Source organism: uncultured Negativicoccus sp., assembly GCF_902480485.1.
Lineage (GTDB): Bacteria > Bacillota > Negativicutes > Veillonellales > Negativicoccaceae > Negativicoccus > Negativicoccus succinicivorans.
Window position 1 is genome coordinate 1 of sequence record NZ_CABSTC010000018.1, and the last position, 19,916, is coordinate 19,916.

At 55.0% G+C, this 19,916-nt stretch carries 17 protein-coding genes and 1 riboswitch; all 17 genes read right to left on the reverse strand.

Annotation, left to right across the window (positions count from 1 at the left end; genetic code table 11):
- Positions 1-137: 137 nt before the first annotated feature.
- Positions 138-956, reverse strand: a complete 819-nt coding sequence (locus RDN69_RS02450) for a metal ABC transporter permease (protein ID WP_024048110.1) — start codon at positions 954-956, stop codon at positions 138-140.
- Positions 953-1,669 (reverse strand): metal ABC transporter ATP-binding protein, encoded by a 717-nt coding sequence (locus tag RDN69_RS02455; RefSeq protein ID WP_024048111.1) that lies wholly within the window; start codon positions 1,667-1,669, stop codon positions 953-955. Before RDN69_RS02455 ends, RDN69_RS02450 begins: the two co-directional genes overlap by 4 nt.
- Before the next feature lie 53 nt (positions 1,670-1,722).
- The gene (locus tag RDN69_RS02460; RefSeq protein ID WP_273259961.1) at positions 1,723-2,385 is read right to left on the reverse strand and encodes an NlpC/P60 family protein; all 663 of its coding nucleotides are present in this window, start codon (positions 2,383-2,385) and stop codon (positions 1,723-1,725) included.
- Positions 2,382-2,506, reverse strand: a riboswitch (cyclic di-AMP (ydaO/yuaA leader). (Overlaps the previous gene by 4 nt.)
- A gap of 8 nt (positions 2,507-2,514) precedes the next feature.
- A complete protein-coding gene (locus RDN69_RS02465; protein WP_024048113.1) occupies positions 2,515-3,450 on the reverse strand; it encodes a glycosyltransferase family 2 protein in 936 nt (311 codons plus the stop codon).
- A 107-nt stretch (positions 3,451-3,557) separates the two neighbouring features.
- The gene (gene hemL / locus RDN69_RS02470; protein WP_273259964.1) at positions 3,558-4,868 is read right to left on the reverse strand and encodes a glutamate-1-semialdehyde 2,1-aminomutase; all 1,311 of its coding nucleotides are present in this window, start codon (positions 4,866-4,868) and stop codon (positions 3,558-3,560) included.
- On the reverse strand, positions 4,865-5,851 hold the full coding sequence (gene hemB / locus RDN69_RS02475) for a porphobilinogen synthase (protein ID WP_024048115.1): 987 nt from the start codon (positions 5,849-5,851) through the stop codon (positions 4,865-4,867). The genes hemL and hemB overlap by 4 nt, the downstream gene beginning before the upstream one ends.
- Complete coding sequence (gene cobA, locus RDN69_RS02480) at positions 5,848-7,371, reverse strand: uroporphyrinogen-III C-methyltransferase (RefSeq protein WP_273259966.1); 1,524 nt, start codon at positions 7,369-7,371, stop codon at positions 5,848-5,850. Before cobA ends, hemB begins: the two co-directional genes overlap by 4 nt.
- A 1-nt stretch (position 7,372) precedes the next feature.
- Positions 7,373-8,314, reverse strand: a complete 942-nt coding sequence (gene hemC / locus RDN69_RS02485) for a hydroxymethylbilane synthase (RefSeq protein ID WP_273259968.1) — start codon at positions 8,312-8,314, stop codon at positions 7,373-7,375.
- Positions 8,304-9,599, reverse strand: coding sequence for a glutamyl-tRNA reductase (gene hemA / locus RDN69_RS02490; RefSeq protein WP_273259970.1), 1,296 nt, complete (start codon positions 9,597-9,599; stop codon positions 8,304-8,306). The genes hemC and hemA overlap by 11 nt, the downstream gene beginning before the upstream one ends.
- The gene (locus tag RDN69_RS02495) at positions 9,568-10,212 is read right to left on the reverse strand and encodes a bifunctional precorrin-2 dehydrogenase/sirohydrochlorin ferrochelatase (protein ID WP_273259972.1); all 645 of its coding nucleotides are present in this window, start codon (positions 10,210-10,212) and stop codon (positions 9,568-9,570) included. The genes hemA and RDN69_RS02495 overlap by 32 nt, the downstream gene beginning before the upstream one ends.
- Positions 10,212-10,424 carry a heavy-metal-associated domain-containing protein gene (locus RDN69_RS02500; RefSeq protein ID WP_034437919.1) on the reverse strand — a complete coding sequence of 71 codons (213 nt, stop codon included), beginning with the start codon at positions 10,422-10,424 and terminating at the stop codon, positions 10,212-10,214. Before RDN69_RS02500 ends, RDN69_RS02495 begins: the two co-directional genes overlap by 1 nt.
- Positions 10,421-11,062 (reverse strand): CoA pyrophosphatase, encoded by a 642-nt coding sequence (locus tag RDN69_RS02505; RefSeq protein ID WP_075938990.1) that lies wholly within the window; start codon positions 11,060-11,062, stop codon positions 10,421-10,423. Before RDN69_RS02505 ends, RDN69_RS02500 begins: the two co-directional genes overlap by 4 nt.
- Positions 11,063-11,130: 68 nt before the next feature.
- Positions 11,131-12,084: a signal recognition particle-docking protein FtsY gene (gene ftsY, locus RDN69_RS02510; RefSeq protein WP_273259975.1), complete on the reverse strand. Its 954-nt coding sequence runs from the start codon at positions 12,082-12,084 to the stop codon at positions 11,131-11,133.
- Positions 12,081-15,566, reverse strand: coding sequence for a chromosome segregation protein SMC (gene smc, locus RDN69_RS02515; protein ID WP_273259977.1), 3,486 nt, complete (start codon positions 15,564-15,566; stop codon positions 12,081-12,083). Before smc ends, ftsY begins: the two co-directional genes overlap by 4 nt.
- Before the next feature lie 137 nt (positions 15,567-15,703).
- Positions 15,704-16,135 (reverse strand): RodZ family helix-turn-helix domain-containing protein, encoded by a 432-nt coding sequence (locus RDN69_RS02520; protein WP_024048254.1) that lies wholly within the window; start codon positions 16,133-16,135, stop codon positions 15,704-15,706.
- The gene (locus RDN69_RS02525) at positions 16,132-18,405 is read right to left on the reverse strand and encodes a DNA translocase FtsK 4TM domain-containing protein (RefSeq protein ID WP_374042371.1); all 2,274 of its coding nucleotides are present in this window, start codon (positions 18,403-18,405) and stop codon (positions 16,132-16,134) included. Before RDN69_RS02525 ends, RDN69_RS02520 begins: the two co-directional genes overlap by 4 nt.
- A complete protein-coding gene (locus RDN69_RS02530) occupies positions 18,386-19,726 on the reverse strand; it encodes a replication-associated recombination protein A (RefSeq protein WP_273259980.1) in 1,341 nt (446 codons plus the stop codon). Before RDN69_RS02530 ends, RDN69_RS02525 begins: the two co-directional genes overlap by 20 nt.
- Positions 19,727-19,916 lie beyond the last annotated feature (190 nt).

A 19,916-nucleotide genomic window follows, 5' to 3' on the forward strand; every position in this document is an offset into this window, starting at 1 on the left:
TACGAGATCGGTCTCGGCATTCCTGCTGAACCGCTCTTCCGATCTCGACAGTTATGCAGCTGAATTAATGCCAGCGTACGCTTCATGCGATCACTCCATTCATGGTTTTATTATACCGCATTCCTGCGCCGTTTCGTTTACGCTCCGTGTCGGGTATGTAAAAACGGTGCTAAGACCGCTGTCAATGTGTACAGAGCCAGTCCCGTTAAGACAATGGTGCCGCCGGGCGCAAGATCCCAGCTGTACGAGCCCCAAAGTCCGCACAGTACCATCGTAAACGAGTACGCGACCGCAATGGCTGCCGTTTGTTTAAATCCTCGCCGCCACAAATGCGCCGCCGCAACCGGTACAATCATGAGCGCACTCACCAACAAAATCCCTACAATCGACATGCCGATCACCACGACCGCCGCCACCAGCAAGGCGAAAAACATATTCATGCGTTCCAAACGGATCCCTCGCGTATGTGCGATATCCGGCTGAAAACTGGCCAGCAGCAGCGGCGTATGAAATTTTCCGAGCGACAATATAACAAGCAATGCAATGATCGCAATCGCCGCAATATTTGCCCAATTAACCGTTAAAATACTGCCGAAGAGAAAGCTCATCAAACTGGTATTCGGGATCCGCGCGAGCGAGCTGCACACGACTGCCAACGCCAAACCGCCGTAGAAAAACAACGCCAACCCCATATCGCCGTATTGCAGATGCTTGCGGCGCACGATTTCAATACCGCCCGCCGCGGCGAGTGTCAAAACGACCGCGCCGATCGCGGGATTAATGCCTAGCAACGCGCTTCCCGTGACGCCGGCAAAGGCAATATGTCCCAAACCGTCTCCCAAAAGCGACTGCCGCCGAATCACGACAAACATCCCGACTAAAGGACAGAGCAACGCGACAATAAGGCCGGCCAAAAACGCGCGCTGCATAAATTCATAGCTGAGCATTTCCATCATCCGACCACCTCCGCCATGTGCAATCCGGTCGCATGGCTGGTGACAAATTGATGCGGCGGACCGTCATAACAAAGCGTACGGTCGATGCAAAGCACTCGGTCGGCATGCGGTAACGCGCGCGCGATATCATGCGTCACCATAATAATTGTTGTCTGCTGCTCCGCCTGAATATTGCTGAGCAGATCCAGCAGCATATTTCCTGCCGTATAGTCGATCCCGCTGGTCGGCTCATCCAAAAGCAGCAATGCCGGCCGCGCGGCAATCGCCTGCGCCAGCATGACACGCTGCTGTTGACCTCCCGACAGATCACCGATACGTTTATGCGCCCATTCCGCCATCCCCACTTTAGTGAGTACTGCCTGACGTTGTTTGATCTGTTCGGCATGTGAAATCTCGGTTCCCCAAAAGCCGAGATCGACTACTTCGTTCACCGTCGCGGGAAATGATGCCGTATTTTGATTGTAATGCTGAGGCACGAAACCGATACCGCCGGCGCGTTGCCAAGCTTGCGGCGATTGGCCGGCAATCGTAATCGTTCCCTCGGCCGGCGTCAGGAGTCCCGCTAACAGCCGCAGCAGCGTTGTTTTCCCGGCGCCGTTCGGACCGACGATCAAAGTAAATCCGCCGTGCTCCACGGCAAAGTGTATATCGGTAAATACCGTCTCGTTGTCATACCGAAATGCCAAGTTTTGCGCTGTAATCCATGTGTTCATTATCTGATTGATCCTTCAAATGTTTATTTCATAAAAAAAGAGGCTTACGCCTCTTAAATTAACCGCCTTGCACCCACATAACAATCGTTCCAGTAGCCCTCCGACAAGCTGTCGATGACTACGCCGCGACTCGATGTGGAACTGATAAAACGATCGCCCCCCAAGTAAATACCCGAGTGCGATACACCGTCCGTATATGTCGAGAAAAAGACCAGATCCCCCGGCTGCATTTGACTGCGACTCACGCTACGCCCCATGTGGTATTGTTCATCGGCCGACCGCGGCAATACCAATCCGGCCGCTTTGGCAGCAAACTGAACGAAGCCCGAGCAGTCAAAACCGCTGGGGGTAGAACCTCCGAAAAGATACGGTACACCGATATATTCCTGCGCGACAGAAATCAGCCGCCGCACCAGCAGCGTTGAAAAATCGCCGCGACTGGTCGGTATGTCACGACTCAGCAACGCGCGATAGGTAGCCGGACCAACCAAGCCGTCCGCTTCCAAACCATGCGCTTCCTGAAATTCCCGAATGGCATCTTCCGTGGCCGGACCGTATACGCCGTCCGCTTCCAAGTGATACCCTAACGTTCCCAAGCGATGCTGAATCGTCGAAATATCTTCGCCGATATCTCCCGGGTGATAGGTGGCTCCCACTGCCAGCGGTACCATTAAAAACATCGCCATACAAGTCCAGCGTCGTATTCCTACCATCATGCTCCCTTCCGCCTGCGAGGTTAGCTGACGGGTTCGGCCAAGAGCTGACCGTCTTTTGCAAGATACACCCCGAAAACATTTGGTTCCCCCGCGCGCATATGCGCTTCGGCACACTTTCGTGTTTTGTTGTTAATGTCTCGTTTTCTGATTCACCGTACCGCGCAACCAATACAGAGGTCGATCCTTTACCTCCGCAAAAATGCGCCCGATATACTCACCGATAATTCCCAAAAAGATCAACTGCAAGCCGCCGAATAGCAACATCATCACAGCAAGCGTGGCCCAACCGGGAACCGCTTCCAGGAAATAATACTTAATCAACAGCACATAGATGATCAAAAGCAAGCTGCCGATGCCTGACAACACTCCCACATAGAGAGCCATACGCAGCGGCAACGTCGAATATGAAGTAATTCCGTCCAAGGCGAACCGCACCATCTTACGCAACGAAAATTTACTTTCGCCGGCATAGCGCGCCGGTGCACGGAATGTAATTTGCGTTTGCCGATAGCCGATATCGCTTACCAGGCCGCGGATAAATCGCGCCTTTTCGCGAAACAGCAATAAGCTGTCCGCCACTTTGCGATCAATCAGGCGAAAATCGGAACCGCCTTCGGTAATCTGCACTTGGGAAATCGAATTAATGAAACGATAGTAGAGTTTCGAGGTCCATTTTTTGAACGCACCGACATTGGCGGTCGAAAGCCGTACCGTCTGTACCACTTCATAACCGTCATACCATTTATCCAGCAGGTCCGGAATCATCGTCGGCGGATGCTGCATGTCTCCATCCATGGTAACCACCGCATCGCCGCGAGCATGATCCAAACCGCAGGTAAGCGCGGTTTGATGTCCGAAATTACGTGCCAAAATAAAAGCGGTCACGCGGGCATCCCGTTCCGCAAGCTCCGTTAAAATCAACGGCGTGCGATCACTTGAGCCGTCATCGACAAATAAAAACTCAAATGACTCGTCACGATGCGCAGCCACTTCACATAACGCATCGTAAAAGTGCAATATATTGTCCTCTTCATTGAAAAAAGGAACAACGATTGAAATCAGCATTTCTACCACCAAACACTACTACTTTTTTATTTTACCATAAGCGAAAGAACCGCGCCACTGCGACAACTGCAACTGCGGACAGCTTTTATTGAGCGCCGAACCGCTCCCTAATTACGCCCTTTATGCTCCCGAAAAGCCGCTACTTTTTGGAACGCTTTACGCGCCGCAGCAAGCGTTTGGCGAATATCTTCATCCGTATGCGCAAGCGACATAAAGCCGCATTCGAATTGACTCGGCGCTAAATACACACCGGCCTCCAGCATAGCGAGGAAATAGACATTAAATTCATCCAAGTGCGAAGTCGCTACCGTATCGTAATCCGTGACTTCATGCTCATTGAAAAACACGGTGAACATCGAACCGATCCGATGCACAATGATCGGCACTCCCGCGTCCTTCGCCGCCGCTTCCAAGCCTTGGCACAACGTTTCCGTTTTCGCAGTCAATTCTGTAAAACGGTCCGCGGATAATTTATTCATCGTCGCCAGTCCCGCCGTTACCGCGAGCGGATTACCCGAAAGCGTCCCCGCCTGATACACCGGTCCTTGCGGCGCCAATTTTTCCATCACTTCGCGTTTACCGCCGAACGCACCGACCGGTAAACCGCCGCCGATTACTTTACCGAGGCAAATCAAATCCGGTGTGATGTCAAAATATTCACAGGCACCACCGGCCGCCGCGCGAAAACCGCTCATGACTTCATCGACAATCAAAAGCGCGCCGGCTTTCTGCGTCAATTCGCGCAAGAGTTGCAAATAGCCCGGCTGCGGCAATACGCAACCCATGTTACCCGCGACGCCTTCCACAATCACGGCGGCAATTTCATCGCCGTATTGAGCAAAAAGTTCTTTGACCGCGTCCGGATTGTTATACGGAATCGTCAGCGTATCCGCTGCAATTTCCGACGGAATTCCCGGGCTGTCGGGAACGCCCATTGTCGCCGCGCCGGAACCCGCTTTGACCAGGAGTCCGTCGCTGTGACCGTGGTAGCAGCCGACAAATTTCACAATCTTATCGCGCCCCGTATAGCCGCGCGCCAACCGTAACGCGCTCATCGTAGCTTCGGTCCCGGAGCTGACCAGACGAATCATTTCAATCGCCGGGAAAAAAGTCTGTACTTTTTGCGCAATTTCCGTTTCTAATTCCGTCGGCGCGCCGTAACTCGTGCCGTATTGCGCCTGTTCACGAATCGCTGCGACAACGTCGGCATCGGCATGGCCGAGGATCAAAGGTCCCCAGCTGAGAACGTAATCGATGTATTCATTGCCGTCGACATCAAAAATATGACTGCCTTTACCTTTGGCGATAAACGGCGGTGTCGTATCGACGTTACGAAACGAACGGACGGGACTGTTCACGCCGCCCGGCATAAATTTCTGCGCCGTAGCGAATGCTTCTGACGAACGCGTCCGACTCATCCTTCATACCCCTCTCGTATCCAGCGAGCCGCTTCCAATGCGTGGTACGTGATAATCAAATCCGCACCCGCGCGTTTCATCGACAGCAGCGTTTCCATAATAAGTCGCTTTTCATCGATCAAACCGGCGGCGCCGGCTGCTTTGACCATCGCATATTCGCCGCTGACGTTATACACGCAGATCGGCAAATGGGTAATTTCACGCGCCGCACGTACGACGTCAAGATACGCTAGCGCCGGTTTCACGATGATCGCGTCGGTGCCTTCCAACAAGTCCAGTTCAATTTCTTTCAAGGCTTCGCGCGCATTCGCCGGATCCATTTGATAGGTTTTACGATCTCCGAACTGCGGCGCCGAATGTACAGCATCACGGAACGGACCATAGTAAGCGGACGCGTATTTCGCCGCGTAACTCATAATCGCCACATCGCTGTAACCCGCTTCATCCAACGCTTCGCGCAGCACCGCAATGCGACCGTCCATCATATCGCTCGGCGCGACCATATGCGCGCCGGCTTTCGCATGACTGACCGCCACTTTAGCAAGCAGCGGCAAGCTTTCGTCATTCATAATGCAGCCGTTTTCCACATGGCCGCAGTGACCGCTTTCCGTGTATTGGCACAGACAGACATCGGTAATCACATACAGTTCCGGTACTTCTTTGCGAATCGCGCGAACCGCCTGTTGCACCGGTTCATTGTCATCCCACGCGGAATCGCCATCCGCCGCTTTATAGGTCGGAATGCCGAAAATTTCCACTGCGGGAATGCCGAGCTCAGCCGCTTCTTTGGCCATCTTAACCGCTTCATCGACGGAAAGATGGTACTGACCCGGCAGGCTTGCGATTTCTTCTTTAACGCCTTCCCCCGGAACGATAAATAACGGATAAATCAAATCATTGACAGATAATGCGTTTTCGCGCACCATGCGTCGAATATTGCGGTCGGCGCGCAAACGGCGCGGACGATCATACGGAGTAATCATACATTCGCTTCCTTTCGAAATACATCCAGTACAGCATCAACCATGGCATCCTGTGTCGCTTTCGCCGCCAGTCGATCCGGCTCCAGACCCGCTTGGCGCAACGCGTCGGCGGTAATTTCGCCGATCGCAATCAACGGAATGCCCGCAAGTTCATTGCACGGATCTTCCAACATCGCCAACAAACCGGTCACGGTGGATGCACTGGTAAACGTAATCGCGGAAATTTTTCCGCTTTGCAGTTCCTTTTGAAAAATATCTTTGCGCGAGGTCTCCGGTACGGTTTCATAAAACGGCACTACATCTACCACAGCGCCCGCTTTGCGCAGCGTCTCCGGTAACAATTCGCGAGCCTGCATCGCCCGCGGCAAAAGCACGCGCTTACCGGTCATTACTTCATCTTTAAGCGCGGCCAATAATCCTTCCGCCTGCGCCGTCTCCGGTACAATATCCGCCAGAATACCGTAACGTCGTAATTTTTCTGCCGTTTTCGAACCGACCGCCGCGATTTTCAGCGTCGCCAGGTCGCGACTGTCGCGACCGCATTCCGTGAGCACGGCAAAGAATCGTTCCACGGTATAGGGACTGGTAAAAAGTAAATAATCATACGAAGCGGCATTTTGCACCGCTTGCTTTTGCTCTGCCGTATTGTCTGTCGCCTGGCGACGAATCGCCGGAATATAGAGCGGTTGCGCGCCCAAACGCGCCAGCTTCTCACCCAGCACCGACGCGACATCGGCCGCACGAGTGACAACGATACGTTTACCGAACAGCGGCTGATCTTCAAACCAGCGCAGTTTATCACGCAACGCCACCACCTCGCCGATAACCAACAGTCCCGGCGGTTTCAAACCCGCCGCTTCCACCGCCGCCGGCAATTCCGCCAATGTAGCCACCACGGTTTCCTGCTCGGCTTTTGTACCCCAACGCACAACTGCGGCAGGAGTCGTCGCCGGTCGTCCGTGCGCAATCAGTTCACCGACAATTTTGCGCAGTTTGCCAAGTCCCATGACAAATGTCAATGTGTCTACGCCGGTCGCTAAATGCTCCCAGCGCATGGAGGCTTCCGGTTTTGTCGGATCTTCGTGCCCCGTAACTACCGCAAATGATGTCGCCACCGCGCGATGTGTCACGGGAATACCCGCATACGCCGGCGCGGCGATCGCGCTGGTGACACCCGGAACGATTTCAAAGGCCAGGTTATTTTCCCGTAACGCGAGCGCTTCTTCCCCACCGCGCCCGAAAACGAACGGATCACCGCCTTTTAAACGCGCTACCGTATGCCCCTGTGCTACCTTTTCAACGAGCAGCGCATTGATTTCCGACTGTTTCAGCGTGTGCTTTCCCGCCTGTTTACCGGCATAAATCAATTCCGCGTCGGGCCGCGTCAAAAACAGCAAGCTGTCATCGGCCAAGTAATCATAAATGACAACATCCGCTTTTTTTAAGCAGTCTTGCCCTTTGACCGTCAGTAAGCCGGGATCGCCCGGCCCCGCACCGATTAAATATCCAATTCCCGCCATCTCATCCCTCCAACATCGCGCGGACTTTCGTCCATAACTCGCGTCCGCCGTTAGCCAAGATTTCTTCCGCAACGGCTTGTCCCAACGACGCGGCCGCGCGGCATTTTCCGGTTCGTACGGCTTCAATGACCGTTGCGCCGTCCAGCGATAATAATCGTCCCTGTACTTGAATGGTATCGTTTTCATACACAGACGCAGCGCCGATCGGAACCTGACAGCCGCCTTCCAGCGCGGTTAAAATCGCGCGTTCCGCCGCCACGGCCGCTGCCGTTTCGGGATCATGAATGCCCGCGAGCAGCGCCAACAATTCTTCATCATCGGCGCGACATTCAATGGCCAATGCGCCTTGGCCGGCCGCCGGCAACCATTGAGGCGCTTGCAATACTTCCGTAATGCGATCCGCCAATCCCAGACGCTCTAAACCGGCGCGCGCTAAAATAACGCCCGCCAAATCTTCTGTTTCGATTTTTCCCAAACGCGTTTGCACATTGCCGCGAATCGATACCGGCACCAAATCCGGTCGCCAATGTAAAAGCTGCGCCGTTCGACGTAAACTGGACGTTCCTACCCGCGCACCGGCCGGTAAATCGCGCAACAGAGTGCCGTCGGCGGAGACAAACGCGTCCTCTACGGCGGCCCGTTGCGGAATCGCTCCGATCACAAGACCTTGCGGCAGTTTAGTCGGCATATCTTTCAAGCTGTGTACGGCAAAATCAATGCTGCCGTCCAAAAGTTTTGCCTCAAGTGCTTCCGTGAACGCTCCTTTACCGCCAAACGTATGCAAGGCCTGTTGCAGTTTACGATCCCCTTCCGTATTGACTTTGGTTGTCGTAAACGTGATCCCTTTCGCGGCCGGCAACGCTTCTAAAAGCGTAATCACATGCCGGGTCTGCCACAGTGCCAGCGCGCTTTGGCGCGTACCTACTTGGCATTCATTTCGCATCGTCAGTTTCCTCCGGCCGCGCCTCCGCAGGTAATGGCAATTGGTATACATCCGCCAGGATTTGCCAATACATCTTCTCGTCCTCTGTCCCCGCCACCTCGCGGAAATGAATCATCGGATCGCGTAATAATTTTCGTACAAGCACTTTCGACATGCCCTCAATCACGCGACGTTCATCGTCTTGCACATTGGGCAACTTGGCAAACGCGCGATGCACAATGCGCTTACGCACGATTTCAAAGCGATCGGTCACGGCCGCCATCAACGGACGCATGGAAAAATAGCTGTATTTTTCCATTAATTCAGCCACCGCTTCTTCCAGCAAGGGGTACGCCGCTTCCGCTTCCTGGGCCCGCATTTCTTTATTTTCGTCGACGACCTGTTCCAAGTCATCCAGGTTGTATAAGGTGATCCCCTCAATTTTAGATACTTCCGGATCGATGTCACGCGGCACGGCAATATCGATCATCACCAGCGGTCGCCCCTGACGCTTATGCATCAACTCCACCGCCTGCTCGTAATCAATTAAATACGTATTGGCACCGGTCGAGGTTAAAATGACATCCACACGTCCCGCCCAACGCAAGCGCTCTTCCAGCGGCACGGCGCGACCGTGATATTTTTTTGCAAGCACTTCCGCTTTATCCATGCTGCGGTTGGCAATCAGCAGGGTTTGCAAGCCGTGGCCGATGAGGTGTTTCGCCATCAGTTCCGACATCGTTCCGGCGCCTAAAATCAGCGCCCGTCGTTCCCCAAGCGAACCGAAAATCTGTTGCGTTAGCTTGACGGCCGCATAGCTTACCGAAACGGGATTATCCGCAATGCTCGTTTGCGTGCGGATTTTTTTGCCGATGGCAAGCGCCCGTTGAAACAGCATATTGCTGATGGTACCGGTCGTTCCGACCCGCACCGCGGTCAAATAGGCCACCTTCACCTGCGAGAGAATCTGTCCTTCACCGATAACGAGCGAATCCATGCCGGCCGCGACGCGAAACAGATGGCGTACCGCATCTTCGCCCTTATAGTAATACGTATATTCTTGTGAAACCGCAGTACCGATTTTGGCAAACAGCTTCTGCATCGCTGCCAGCGGCGGAACATCATCGGCCACCACGGCATATAATTCCGTACGATTACAAGTCGCTAAAAGCACCGCTTCATCCAGCTCGGCCAGACCGTAAATCTCGGTCAGCGCCTGATGAACTTGCGTAGCGTCCAGTGCGAATTGTTCACGTACTTCGATAGGCGCCGTTTTATGATTCAGCCCCAAGACGGCCAATTGCATGCAAAATCTCCCCTTTTATGATTTCTTTTTCCCCGCGGCGAATCCGTTCCAAGGTATCATCGGGCAAGTACGTTCGCCAAAACGCTTGCCGTTCTGCTGGTTTCGGCAACAGTTCCCTTACCTTTTGCCGTAACGGCGCAAGTTCCGCGGCAAACGCACCGATGTCCGCGTACTGTTCCTCCAAATCCCGCGTGAGCAGCGCGACCAATCGCGGCATCGCGCCCTGCGATGTCACCGTCCCGGTAAGGCTGCCGCTTTCCCAGTTAGCCGGCAGCATCAGATCCCCCTCGGCGGCATTGACCGCATCGTTGAGCCACGCTCCTTTTGTGTGCGCCGCAGTTTTTACCAATGCGCCGACTTGCGCCCCTGCAGCGGAAATGACGATATCACCTTGTTGCACATCATCCGCCGCAAACGTCCGCGGATACCAGATGAGTTGCCCGGCCTCATGCCAGTCCCGAATCATCGGTTCCGCTTTCGGCGCAATGACAATGACCGTCTGCGCTTTTCCCATTACTTTACGCAATTTACGGACCGCCACCGGTCCCGCACCCACGCAAACAACGCGGCGGTGTGCCACATCCAACACCGCCGCCACGCCGTTAGGTTTCATTATTGCGCCGCTGCCGCATCAAAACCGATATCGTCTACGGCGGCGCAAAGTGCTTCTACATTGGTTTTAGTCTCATCAAAATCAACGTCGGCGATGCCGGAGGCCAAGTCCACTTTAGCGTCATGTACGCCTTCGACATCACGCAATGTTTTCGTCACCGATTGCACGCAATTTTCGCAACTCATCCCGGTCACTTTCAATTTTGTCTTCATGTCAAGTCTCCTCTCCATTGCCGAAAATCAAAGTCGAAGGATATCTTCTGTTCCCGACAAATTTGTAAAAAGTTTCTAATGATACGCGCCGTCAATCCCCAAATCGTAAAATCGCCATAGGTATAAAAATACACGTCGTACTTCTGACGACCGGTCCATCCGGGTACAACGCTTGTAACACGTTCATAAGGAAAGTTTTCTCCCGGGCGCACGCCGTCCTGCATTTCGACGCGCACGGGTTCGTGTTCCATCAGCCACTGCAACGGCACCGTAAACACGGAATTCACTTCCGCCGGATTGCAAACGAATTTCGGGACATCTTCACGGAAGGCAAGATATGGCGCTACCATGCGCCCGTTCACCGTGTAAGCCAATGGCAACGCGCCAAGCAACTCCCAACTTTCCGAAGGCGTGCCGATTTCTTCCGCCATCTCGCGCAGCGCCGTCACACCGGGATGCGCATCATAGGCTTCAATTCTGCCGCCCGGAAAGGATACTTCATTGGGATGGGAGCGCAAATGAGGGTTTCGCAGTTCCAATACCAGTTGCCAGCCCTCGTCGGCAGGCATTAGCGGTACGGCAACGGCATATTGTAAGACGCTGCGCCAATCCGCATGACGCGGTAACGGATTCTTCACGGTTCGCCCCCCCTATTTCTTTATTATAACATTACCCGCAATGAGCTATGACCAAGGTGCTTGCATCCTTAACGCAAACGCACCTTTGTCGTTTCCGTCGCGGTTTTATCTTCATCATCGAAAAGCGCTTCGACAAATTCTTGCGCACGAAACGGCTGCAAGTCGTCAACGCCTTCACCGAGTCCTACCCATTTCACAGGCACGCCGAGTTCTTCCTTGACGGAAATCACAACGCCGCCTTTCGCGGTACCGTCCAGTTTGGTGAGTACAACGCCCGTGAGCGGTACGGACTGACCAAATACTTTCGCCTGACTCACTGCGTTTTGTCCGGTGGTAGCATCGAGCACCAACCAGGTTTGGTGCGGCGCATCCGGCACCAACTTGGCAGCGACACGACTGATTTTGGCGAGTTCCCCCATTAAATTCACTTTGGTGTGCAAACGTCCTGCGGTATCGATCAATACGACATCACTTTTGCGCGCCAACGCCGCTTCCAACGCATCATAAACGACCGCGGCGGGATCCGCTCCTTCCTGATGTTTGACAATCGGTACGCCGACACGCTCCGCCCAAATCGTCAGCTGTTCGGACGCGGCGGCGCGGAACGTATCGCCGGCCGCCAGTAAAACTTTTTTACCGGCGTTTTTATAGTATTGCGCCAACTTGCCGATACTCGTTGTCTTACCGACGCCGTTGACACCGACAATTAAAATAACCTCCGGCGAATGCGGCAGCGCGGCGGGATCATTATCCACGGCAAGCCATGTTTCCATCGTTTTGGCGAGGAAGGGCATGACTTCTTTCGTGCTGTGAATTTCACCTTCTTTTACCGCGGTGCGAATTTCACCGAGCAAGTAGTCGGTTGCCGTCACGCCGAGATCACCGGTCAGCATAACGGCTTCCAAATCGTCTAGAAATTCTTCGTCGATTTCGTCATAGCCGATAACCAACGTTTCCATATTTTTGACAAAACTTTTTTTCGTGCGTTCTAAACCGGCACGGACTTTATCCAAAAAGCTCATGGTGTCTCCTTATACTGTTTCAAATTGACGGCAATTAATTGCGAGATCCCGCGCTTCACCATCGTCACGCCTTGCAGGCGATCCGCGGACGCCATGGTCGGTTTGCGGTGCGTAATGACGATAAATTGCAAGCCGTTGCGCCCCGTTTCCAAGTATCGTGTGAAACGTTTGATATTGGCATCGTCCAACGCCGCATCAATTTCATCTACCAGACAAAACGGCGCCGGCCGATAGGCCATAAAGGAAAAGAGCAACGCAATGACAGTCAGAGCGCGTTCACCGCCTGACAAGAGCGAGAGCGCCTGCTGTTTTTTACCCGGCGGTCGGACCATAATTTCTACGCCGGCGGGTTTATTTTCGTCCGCGTCCGTCAGTATCAATTGCGCCTCGCCGCCGCCGAACAGATGGGCGAAAATCCGCTGGAACTCGGCGGCCACGACTTCAAATGCCGCCGCGAACTGTTCCTGCATGGTGCGATCAATCTCCGCCACTACATTTTGCAACGTATCGCGGGCCGCGGTCAAATCGGCGAGCTGCGCCGTATAAAACTCGCTGCGCTCACGCGATTTTTCGTACTCCTCAATCGCCTGCTCGGAAATATCCGTAAAGCGCGCGATTTCCGTCAATAATCGACGTTGTTCGGCAAGCAGCGTCGCCTGCGTTCCCGCGACGATCGCAGGCTCCACTGCCTGCGGATCTAAATCATACATCGCCAATTGTTCGCGCTGCTGTTCCATTTCCGCCTGCGCCGCTTCCTTTTTTGCCAGAAGTCGCGCCGCTTCCACTTTCGTTTCCGTCGCTTTTGCCCGCATTGCGCGCAACTGATCTTGCTCCGCTTGCTGCGCGTTCAAACGTTCCGCGTGCGCATCGTAAAACGCGTCCGCTTGCACTTTCGCCGTCTGCGCCGTTTGCTGCGCCTCATCCGCCTGCTTTTGCAACGTTTCCTGCGAAGCGCTCAATGCTTTGGCCGCCGCTTGAATTTCCTTTTCACGTTGCGCAAGCCGTTCCATGTCCGCCTGCGCATTTTTTTCCTGCTCGGTTTGGCGGACCTTCTCCTGCTCCTGTTGCCGCAGCGTTGCCTGCACCGTGGCCAACTCCACATGCGCTTCGGTGTAGGCGTGCTCGCAGCGAGCCAGCTCCGCTTCCTGCGCGACCGTATCCGTTGTCGTTTCAGTGACTGCTGTCGGCGCAACGGTCAGTTCTTTTTGCTTGTTTACCGTCAGCCGGTATTCGTCCGCCGTCTGCGTTTGTGCGCTGCGGATTTCATCCGCTTGGCGCACGATACCGTTCCATTCGTCACGCAGAGCCTGCAGCTGCGCCGTTTGCGAAGCAATCGCCAGGGCCGTCGTCTGCGCGGTGTTTTGTAAGGCATCCCGTCGCGCGAGCGCCGCGGAGATGTCCGGCAGCTCTCGCTCCGGTTGTGCGGCAAGCGTTTCCAGTTGGGCGCGCAATGCGGATAATTCCTGCTGCCGACCGAATAATGTCAGCTCCGCGCGCCGCGTGCTGCCGCCCGTAAGCGCGCCGCCCGGTTGAAAAAGATCACCCGCGCGCGTCACCAGACGAATGCGCTGTTGGTATTTCGCCGCCAGATGCGAACCGGTGGCGAGATCTTCCACCAGCACCGTACGTCCCAGCAAATAATCAACCAGCGGTTGCAAATAAGATTCCGCTTCCACCAATTCCGCGGCCAAGCCGATCACGCCCGGCTCGTGTAAAATTGCCCGATCGCGATCCGTAAGCGTCCGCGGCCGCATTTCGTCCAAGGGATACAGCGTCACGCGACCGCTTTTCGTGCGGCGTAAAAAACGAATCGCCGCCTGCGCCGCTTGGCTGTCGCGCATCACGAGATGCTGTTGCATACCGCCCAACGCTATATCCAGCGCCGTGGTATATTCCTTCGGCACGCGCAAAAGTTGCGCTACCGTTCCATAGCAGTCGCTGCGCCATGCTTCCGTGGCGCCAAGAACCGCTTTCGTCGCGCGGCCATAGCCCTCGTAGCTGTCGGCTAACTGTTGTAAATATTGGTACCGCGTTTGCGTTGTCTGCAATGTTTCGCGCGCTTTCGCGTTAGCCGCCTGCGCCGCTTCGCGCTGCGCCTGCAGTTTGTTCACAACCTCTTCCTGCTCCGTGAGTTGTCGGCTGCTTTCCGATGCGGTCGCCTGCGCCGTCGCAAGTGCCGCTTGCGCCTGCTGCAAACGCGTTTGTAATGTTTCCTTGCGTATGTCTAACTCCCGCGCGCGACGCGTAAGTTCGGCATTGCGCTCCTGCAATTGCTGCGCTGTTTGCTGCAAAAACTCCTGTTCCGCCGCGCTCCGTTCCTCGCGTCGCAACCGGTCGGCGACCTGTTCACGGGCCGCTTGCAACACAGCGCGCAACCGATCACGCCGCGCCGTTCCTTCCGCCAAGCGCGCCTGCGCTTCGTCCCGCTCTTGCGCCGTGGCCGCTATCGCCGCGACCGTCGTCGCCTGCGCCGCCGCAAGCTGTTCCAATATCTGCCGCTTTTCCGCCAGCGCCTGCGCCACTTCCTGCATTTCTTTCGCGTGCTGATGACTGCGCTCCGTCAACACCGCAAGTTCGCTGCGCAAGCGTTCGCAATGTTGCGCCGCGATGTTGGCCGCCTGCTCTTTTTCACGCAACATTTGTTGCGCTTTCGTATCTGCTTCCGTTTGCGCCTGCGCCGCCGCTTCCAGCTGCGTAAGTTCGGTTGTCTCCGCCGTCGCCGCCTGATCTGCGGTAATCCATTCTTTCTCTGCGCGCGTCAGTTGACGTTGCGACGTTTGCCACGCTTTCCATGCGAGACTGCGCGTGATATTTGCCTCCTGCGTGCGCAACTCATTACGTTGTTTCGCCTGCCGCGCTTTTTCTTCCAGCGGCGGTAAATCCTGCGCGAGCAGTCGCGCAATATCGCTGACGCGCTCCATATTGCGTTCCGCCTCGCGCAATTTGCGCATGCCTTCTTCTTTGCGCAGCTTGTAACGGGTAATGCCCGCTACTTCTTCAAAAACGAGTTTGCGTTCTTCCGGTCGACCGATTAAAATCCGATCGACCCGCTGCTGCCCGATGACCGCCAGGGAGTCCCGACCCAAACCGGTATCCGCCAGCAACAGTTGAATATCTTTTAAGCGGCAATTTTGACGATTAATAAAATAATCGCTCGCACCCGAACGAAGCAGACGTCGCGTCACCGCCACCTCTGCCGTATCCGTTTGGAAAAAGCCGTCACTATTGTCAAAAACGAGTGTCACTTCCGCCGAAGCTTTCGCGCGTTCGGTCGCCGTGCCCGCAAAAATCACGTCACTCGACTGCTCACCGCGCAGCTGGCGAATATTTTGTTCGCCTAGCACCCAGCGCACCGCATCGGCTAAATTACTCTTGCCGCTGCCGTTCGGACCGACGATCGCCGTCACACCCGGCGCGAATTCCACTTCCGTTTTATCCGCAAAGGATTTGAAACCGCGCAGAATCATCCGTAATAAACGCATACCGACTCCCTTTACATAATTACTTCTATTATACAGCAAATCTTCGTCAGTTCATCATGTCCGCCGAAAGAAATAGCCGCGGGCGCCGGTTGTAAATTTTTTCTTGCGGCGTAAAAAAACAGCCGCAGACGCGGCTGTTATCCGAAGATCCAGTACAAACTCAGTAAAAACAATATGATGATGAGTGCCGTAAGACCCTGCTCCACTCGTGTGAACGGGCGGTTTTTACGGCGTCTGCGATGCATTTTTTTGCGCTGCGGTCGCGCGGTCGGTTCGACATCCAAATAATCTTTTGTTCCGACGCTCGGCACGTACGCGCGTTCCATCGGACGCTCCTCGCCCATAGCCGCGTTGTAACGATCCACGAGTCCTACCCCCGACAGGCCGAGGAAATTGCCGTAGTTGCGCAGCATGCCGCGCATGTAAACCGTGCCCGGAATCGTTTTGTAGTCTTCCCGCTCCAATGCCGCCAGGTAGCGCGCGCTGATATAAGTACCAAGCGCCGCTTCGGAAAGCGACAGGCCTTTTTCCTCACGCGCGCGTCGTAAAATAGCTCCGATTTCGTTCATGCCTCGCTGTCCCCTTCATAGCGTGCCAGCAATTCTTCCACTTCGTCTTTCGTCAACAAAATATCACGCGCTTTACTGCCCAGCGACGGTCCGACAATTCCCATGTTTTCCATGGTGTCGATCAGTCGACCGGCGCGGGTGTAACCTACGCGAAAACGACGTTGCAACATCGAAACGGAAGCCTGTTCGGTATCCATGACCATGCGAATGGCATCGGGCAAAAGTTCATCTTCCCAACGCGGCGTTTGTGTTTCCTCGGCTTCCGCGGCCGGTTGCACAACCGTTTCATTATATTCCGGTTGCCCTTGCTTTTTGATGTATTCTACCAATTTTTCCACATCCGCGTCGGAAATAAACGCGCCTTGCACGCGCCGCGGTTTCGGCGCGCCGATCGGATAGAAAAGCATGTCGCCTTTACCGAGTAGCTTCTCCGCCCCCGCCATGTCCAAAATCGTGCGCGAATCGATTTGACTCGAAACGGCAAACGAAATTCGGCTCGGAATGTTGGCTTTGATGGTACCTGTCAATACGTCAACAGACGGACGCTGCGTCGCGAGCACGAGATGCAATCCGGCCGCGCGCGCCATTTGGGCGAGGCGCGCGATCGCGTCTTCCACATCATGTGGCGCGACCATCATCAGGTCCGCGAGTTCGTCGATGATGATGACGACAAGCGGCAACGGCGAATCCGGATTGGCTTCATTGTAGCCGGTGATGTTGCGCACTTTGGCGGAAGCGAATAAACGGTAGCGGTTTTCCATTTCACGCACCGCCCAACGCAATACGCCCGCCGCTTTTTTGACATCGGTAACGACCGGCGTCAAGAGATGAGGAATGTGGTTATACTGCGCGAGTTCGACTACTTTCGGGTCGATCAGAATTAATTTTACTTCATCGGGATACGAGCGCAGCAAAATGCTCGCCACCAGCGTATTGATGCAGACGCTTTTGCCCGAACCGGTAGAACCCGCTACCAAAAGATGCGGCATTTTGGCGAGATCGGTAATGACCGGCTGACCGGTAATGTCTTCTCCCAAACCGACGGCGATGCCGCCGACGGCGTGTTGAAATTCGTCGCAGGCGAGCACTTCGCGTAAGCCCACGGAAGAAATTTCCCGATTCGGCACTTCGATGCCGACAGCCGCTTTGCCGGGAATCGGCGCTTCGATACGAACATCAGTGGCTGCGAGCTGCAACGCGATATCGTCCGCCAAATTAACGATTTTGCTCACTTTCACGCCCGGTCCCGGCTCCAGTTCGTAACGCGTCACGGACGGACCGCGGCTGGCGTGAGTAATTTTAGTTTCCACGCCGAAACTCGCCAATAATTCTTCCAGTTTCTGCGCGTTTTCTGCTACTTCTGCCTGCGTGTCGGCCGTGCTTTGGCGCGTTTTGGTGAGCAAGCTGAGCGGTGGCAATTTATAATCGGCGCGATCATTTTTCGGTTTCGCGGGTGCGATATCCGGCTTCACCTGTTCCGTATCGGTATCCGGTTCCGGTTGCGTCCAGCTCGGTTCCGGCGCAGCGGCGGGCGCCGCAGCGGGCGGTGTAAACGGGGTAACTGCCGCCGCCTTCGTTGTGCGCTCCGGCGCGGGCGCATCATTTACCGGCGGTTTCTCTTTCGACTTGTCGAAAGAGAAAAACTGCGCGCGCTGTTTTTGTTCCGTAGGCGTGGTTTCGACATGCCGGTGCGCCTCGACAGTTTCTTTCACTTTGTCGCTCGCTTTTTCCCAATGCGGTTGCGCTTTGCCTTTCACGAAGTTGACACCGTCCGTCACCGTCCATTTGCTGACGAAAATAGTGTTCACCACGAGAATGACGAGCAGCGCAATTTTTACACCCGTCTCACCGAAGAGCGTGCGCAGGCACAGTACGCCCGCACCGCCAAGCGCGCCGCCGTACTGCGGAAACCAAGACGGCTGGATTTCCTGGCCGGTCGGCACGTACCACCAATGCAAGGTGATCAGTCCGAGAACAAAGTAAATAATCCATGCCGTATCCCGTGTTTTCACCGCCATCGCGCGCGGATGATAAATGTATCGCGCGCCGAGGAAGATCAAAGCCAGCGGCGGAATAAACGCGCCAAGACCGAATAAATATTCCAAAATCGTGTGCGTCCAATAACCGGCGATGCCGACATCAAAACGGGCGATCGCAGTCAATGCGAACAGCCCGACGGCGATCATCAGCACGCCGCCGATTTCAAAGCGTCGGCTTTCCTGCCGTGTCGTTTCTTTTTCAGTGGGGGATTTACGATTTGCTTTGGGCACTCTGTTTCTCCTTTGTAGCGCTAAGACCGCGCCGTTCGTTCCAGCGGCGAACGAGCTCCGCTTCGCTGCCGTACATTTTCGGTTGATAGTACCGATCATTCACGAGCGGATCGGGTAAATATTGTTGCCTGACCCAACCGTTCGGATATTGGTGGGCGTATCGATACGTTTGTCCATGACCCAGTTGTTGCGCGCCGCTGTAATGCGCATCGCGCAGATGCGCGGGTACATTTCCCATGGCGCCCTGTCGCACGCGCGACAAGGCCGCGTCAATCGCGGTAATCACAGAGTTGCTTTTCGGCGCCAGCGCAACATACAACACCGCTTCCGCTAAAATAATCCGCGCTTCGGGAAAGCCGACCATCTCCGCCGCCTGCGCCGCCGCCTGTGCGACAACAAGCGCTTGCGGATCGGCCAGTCCGACATCTTCCGCCGCGCAAATCATGATCCGTCGCGCCATGAACGAGGGTTTCTCGCCGCCTTCGATCATGCGGGCGAGGTAATGCAACGCCGCATCGACATCCGAGCCGCGCATGCTTTTGATAAACGCGGACGCGATATCGTAATGGCTGTCACCGCTTTTATCGTAGGCCAATCGCCCGATACCCGCCGCACGCGCAACGTCTTCCGGCGTCATTTCCGCGCCCGGCGCAAGTCCGGCCGCCGTCTGCTCGAGCATGTTCAGCGCGAGCCGGGCATCGCCGTTGGCCTGCAACGCGAGCTCACGAAGCACCTCCGGCGCCACGGTAAGTTTCTGTTTACCCAAGCCGCGCTCCGCATCCGTCACCGCATTTTGCAAAATCCGGACAATGGCCGCCGGCGTCAACGCTTCCAAACGAATCAGACGCAAGCGGGACAAAAGTGCCTTCTGCACCTCAAAAAACGGATTTTCCGTAGTGGCGCCGATCAACGTAATGGTGCCGTCTTCCACATAGGACAGCAATAAATCCTGCTGCCCTTTATTAAAACGATGAATTTCATCGATAAAAACAATCGTGCGCCGACCGTAAAGACTGCCCTGCTCTTTGGCTTCGGCAATCACTTTACGCAGTTCGGCCACGCCGCTGGTCGTCGCGTTCACCGTCACGAATTCGCTTTGCGTGAGGTTAGCGATAACGCGGGCAATTGTTGTCTTACCGGTGCCGGGAGGTCCGAATAAAAGCAGAGACGGCACGGTATCCGAGCGAATCATCGCCGCTAAAAAACTCTGCGCACCGACGACGGCTTCCTGTCCGTAAATCTCATCCAAAGTGCGGGGCCGCATACGTACCGCCAGCGGCCGAAAATCCGCGCGCTGTGTCTGCTCGAATAAATTGGCCATATTCTCTCCCGACATACAAAAATAACCGCTGTCCATAAAGTCAGCGGCTATGAAAAATCCCCACCATGTCGTGATTTGCTGTATTTTGAGCCTGCATGTGCAGGTGGGTGTCTTCCCGCCCGAAGAAAATCTACTCCGCGAGCGAAGTTGGACTCCCTTATCGATGGTGTTGGTTCAAAATAACGTTAGC

Excerpts from the sequence above, each read along its gene's own strand:
- RDN69_RS02450 (WP_024048110.1), bottom strand. The coding sequence starts at position 956 with ATGATGGAAATGCTCAGCTATGAATTTATGCAGCGCGCGTTTTTGGCC.
- RDN69_RS02455 (WP_024048111.1), bottom strand. The coding sequence starts at position 1,669 with ATGAACACATGGATTACAGCGCAAAACTTGGCATTTCGGTATGACAAC.
- RDN69_RS02460 (WP_273259961.1), bottom strand. The coding sequence starts at position 2,385 with ATGATGGTAGGAATACGACGCTGGACTTGTATGGCGATGTTTTTAATG.
- RDN69_RS02465 (WP_024048113.1), bottom strand. The coding sequence starts at position 3,450 with ATGCTGATTTCAATCGTTGTTCCTTTTTTCAATGAAGAGGACAATATA.
- hemL (WP_273259964.1), bottom strand. The coding sequence starts at position 4,868 with ATGAGTCGGACGCGTTCGTCAGAAGCATTCGCTACGGCGCAGAAATTT.
- hemB (WP_024048115.1), bottom strand. The coding sequence starts at position 5,851 with ATGATTACTCCGTATGATCGTCCGCGCCGTTTGCGCGCCGACCGCAAT.
- cobA (WP_273259966.1), bottom strand. The coding sequence starts at position 7,371 with ATGGCGGGAATTGGATATTTAATCGGTGCGGGGCCGGGCGATCCCGGC.
- hemC (WP_273259968.1), bottom strand. The coding sequence starts at position 8,314 with ATGCGAAATGAATGCCAAGTAGGTACGCGCCAAAGCGCGCTGGCACTG.
- hemA (WP_273259970.1), bottom strand. The coding sequence starts at position 9,599 with ATGCAATTGGCCGTCTTGGGGCTGAATCATAAAACGGCGCCTATCGAA.
- RDN69_RS02495 (WP_273259972.1), bottom strand. The coding sequence starts at position 10,212 with ATGAAACCTAACGGCGTGGCGGCGGTGTTGGATGTGGCACACCGCCGC.
- RDN69_RS02500 (WP_034437919.1), bottom strand. The coding sequence starts at position 10,424 with ATGAAGACAAAATTGAAAGTGACCGGGATGAGTTGCGAAAATTGCGTG.
- ftsY (WP_273259975.1), bottom strand. The coding sequence starts at position 12,084 with ATGAGCTTTTTGGATAAAGTCCGTGCCGGTTTAGAACGCACGAAAAAA.
- smc (WP_273259977.1), bottom strand. The coding sequence starts at position 15,566 with ATGCGTTTATTACGGATGATTCTGCGCGGTTTCAAATCCTTTGCGGAT.
- RDN69_RS02520 (WP_024048254.1), bottom strand. The coding sequence starts at position 16,135 with ATGAACGAAATCGGAGCTATTTTACGACGCGCGCGTGAGGAAAAAGGC.
- RDN69_RS02530 (WP_273259980.1), bottom strand. The coding sequence starts at position 19,726 with ATGGCCAATTTATTCGAGCAGACACAGCGCGCGGATTTTCGGCCGCTG.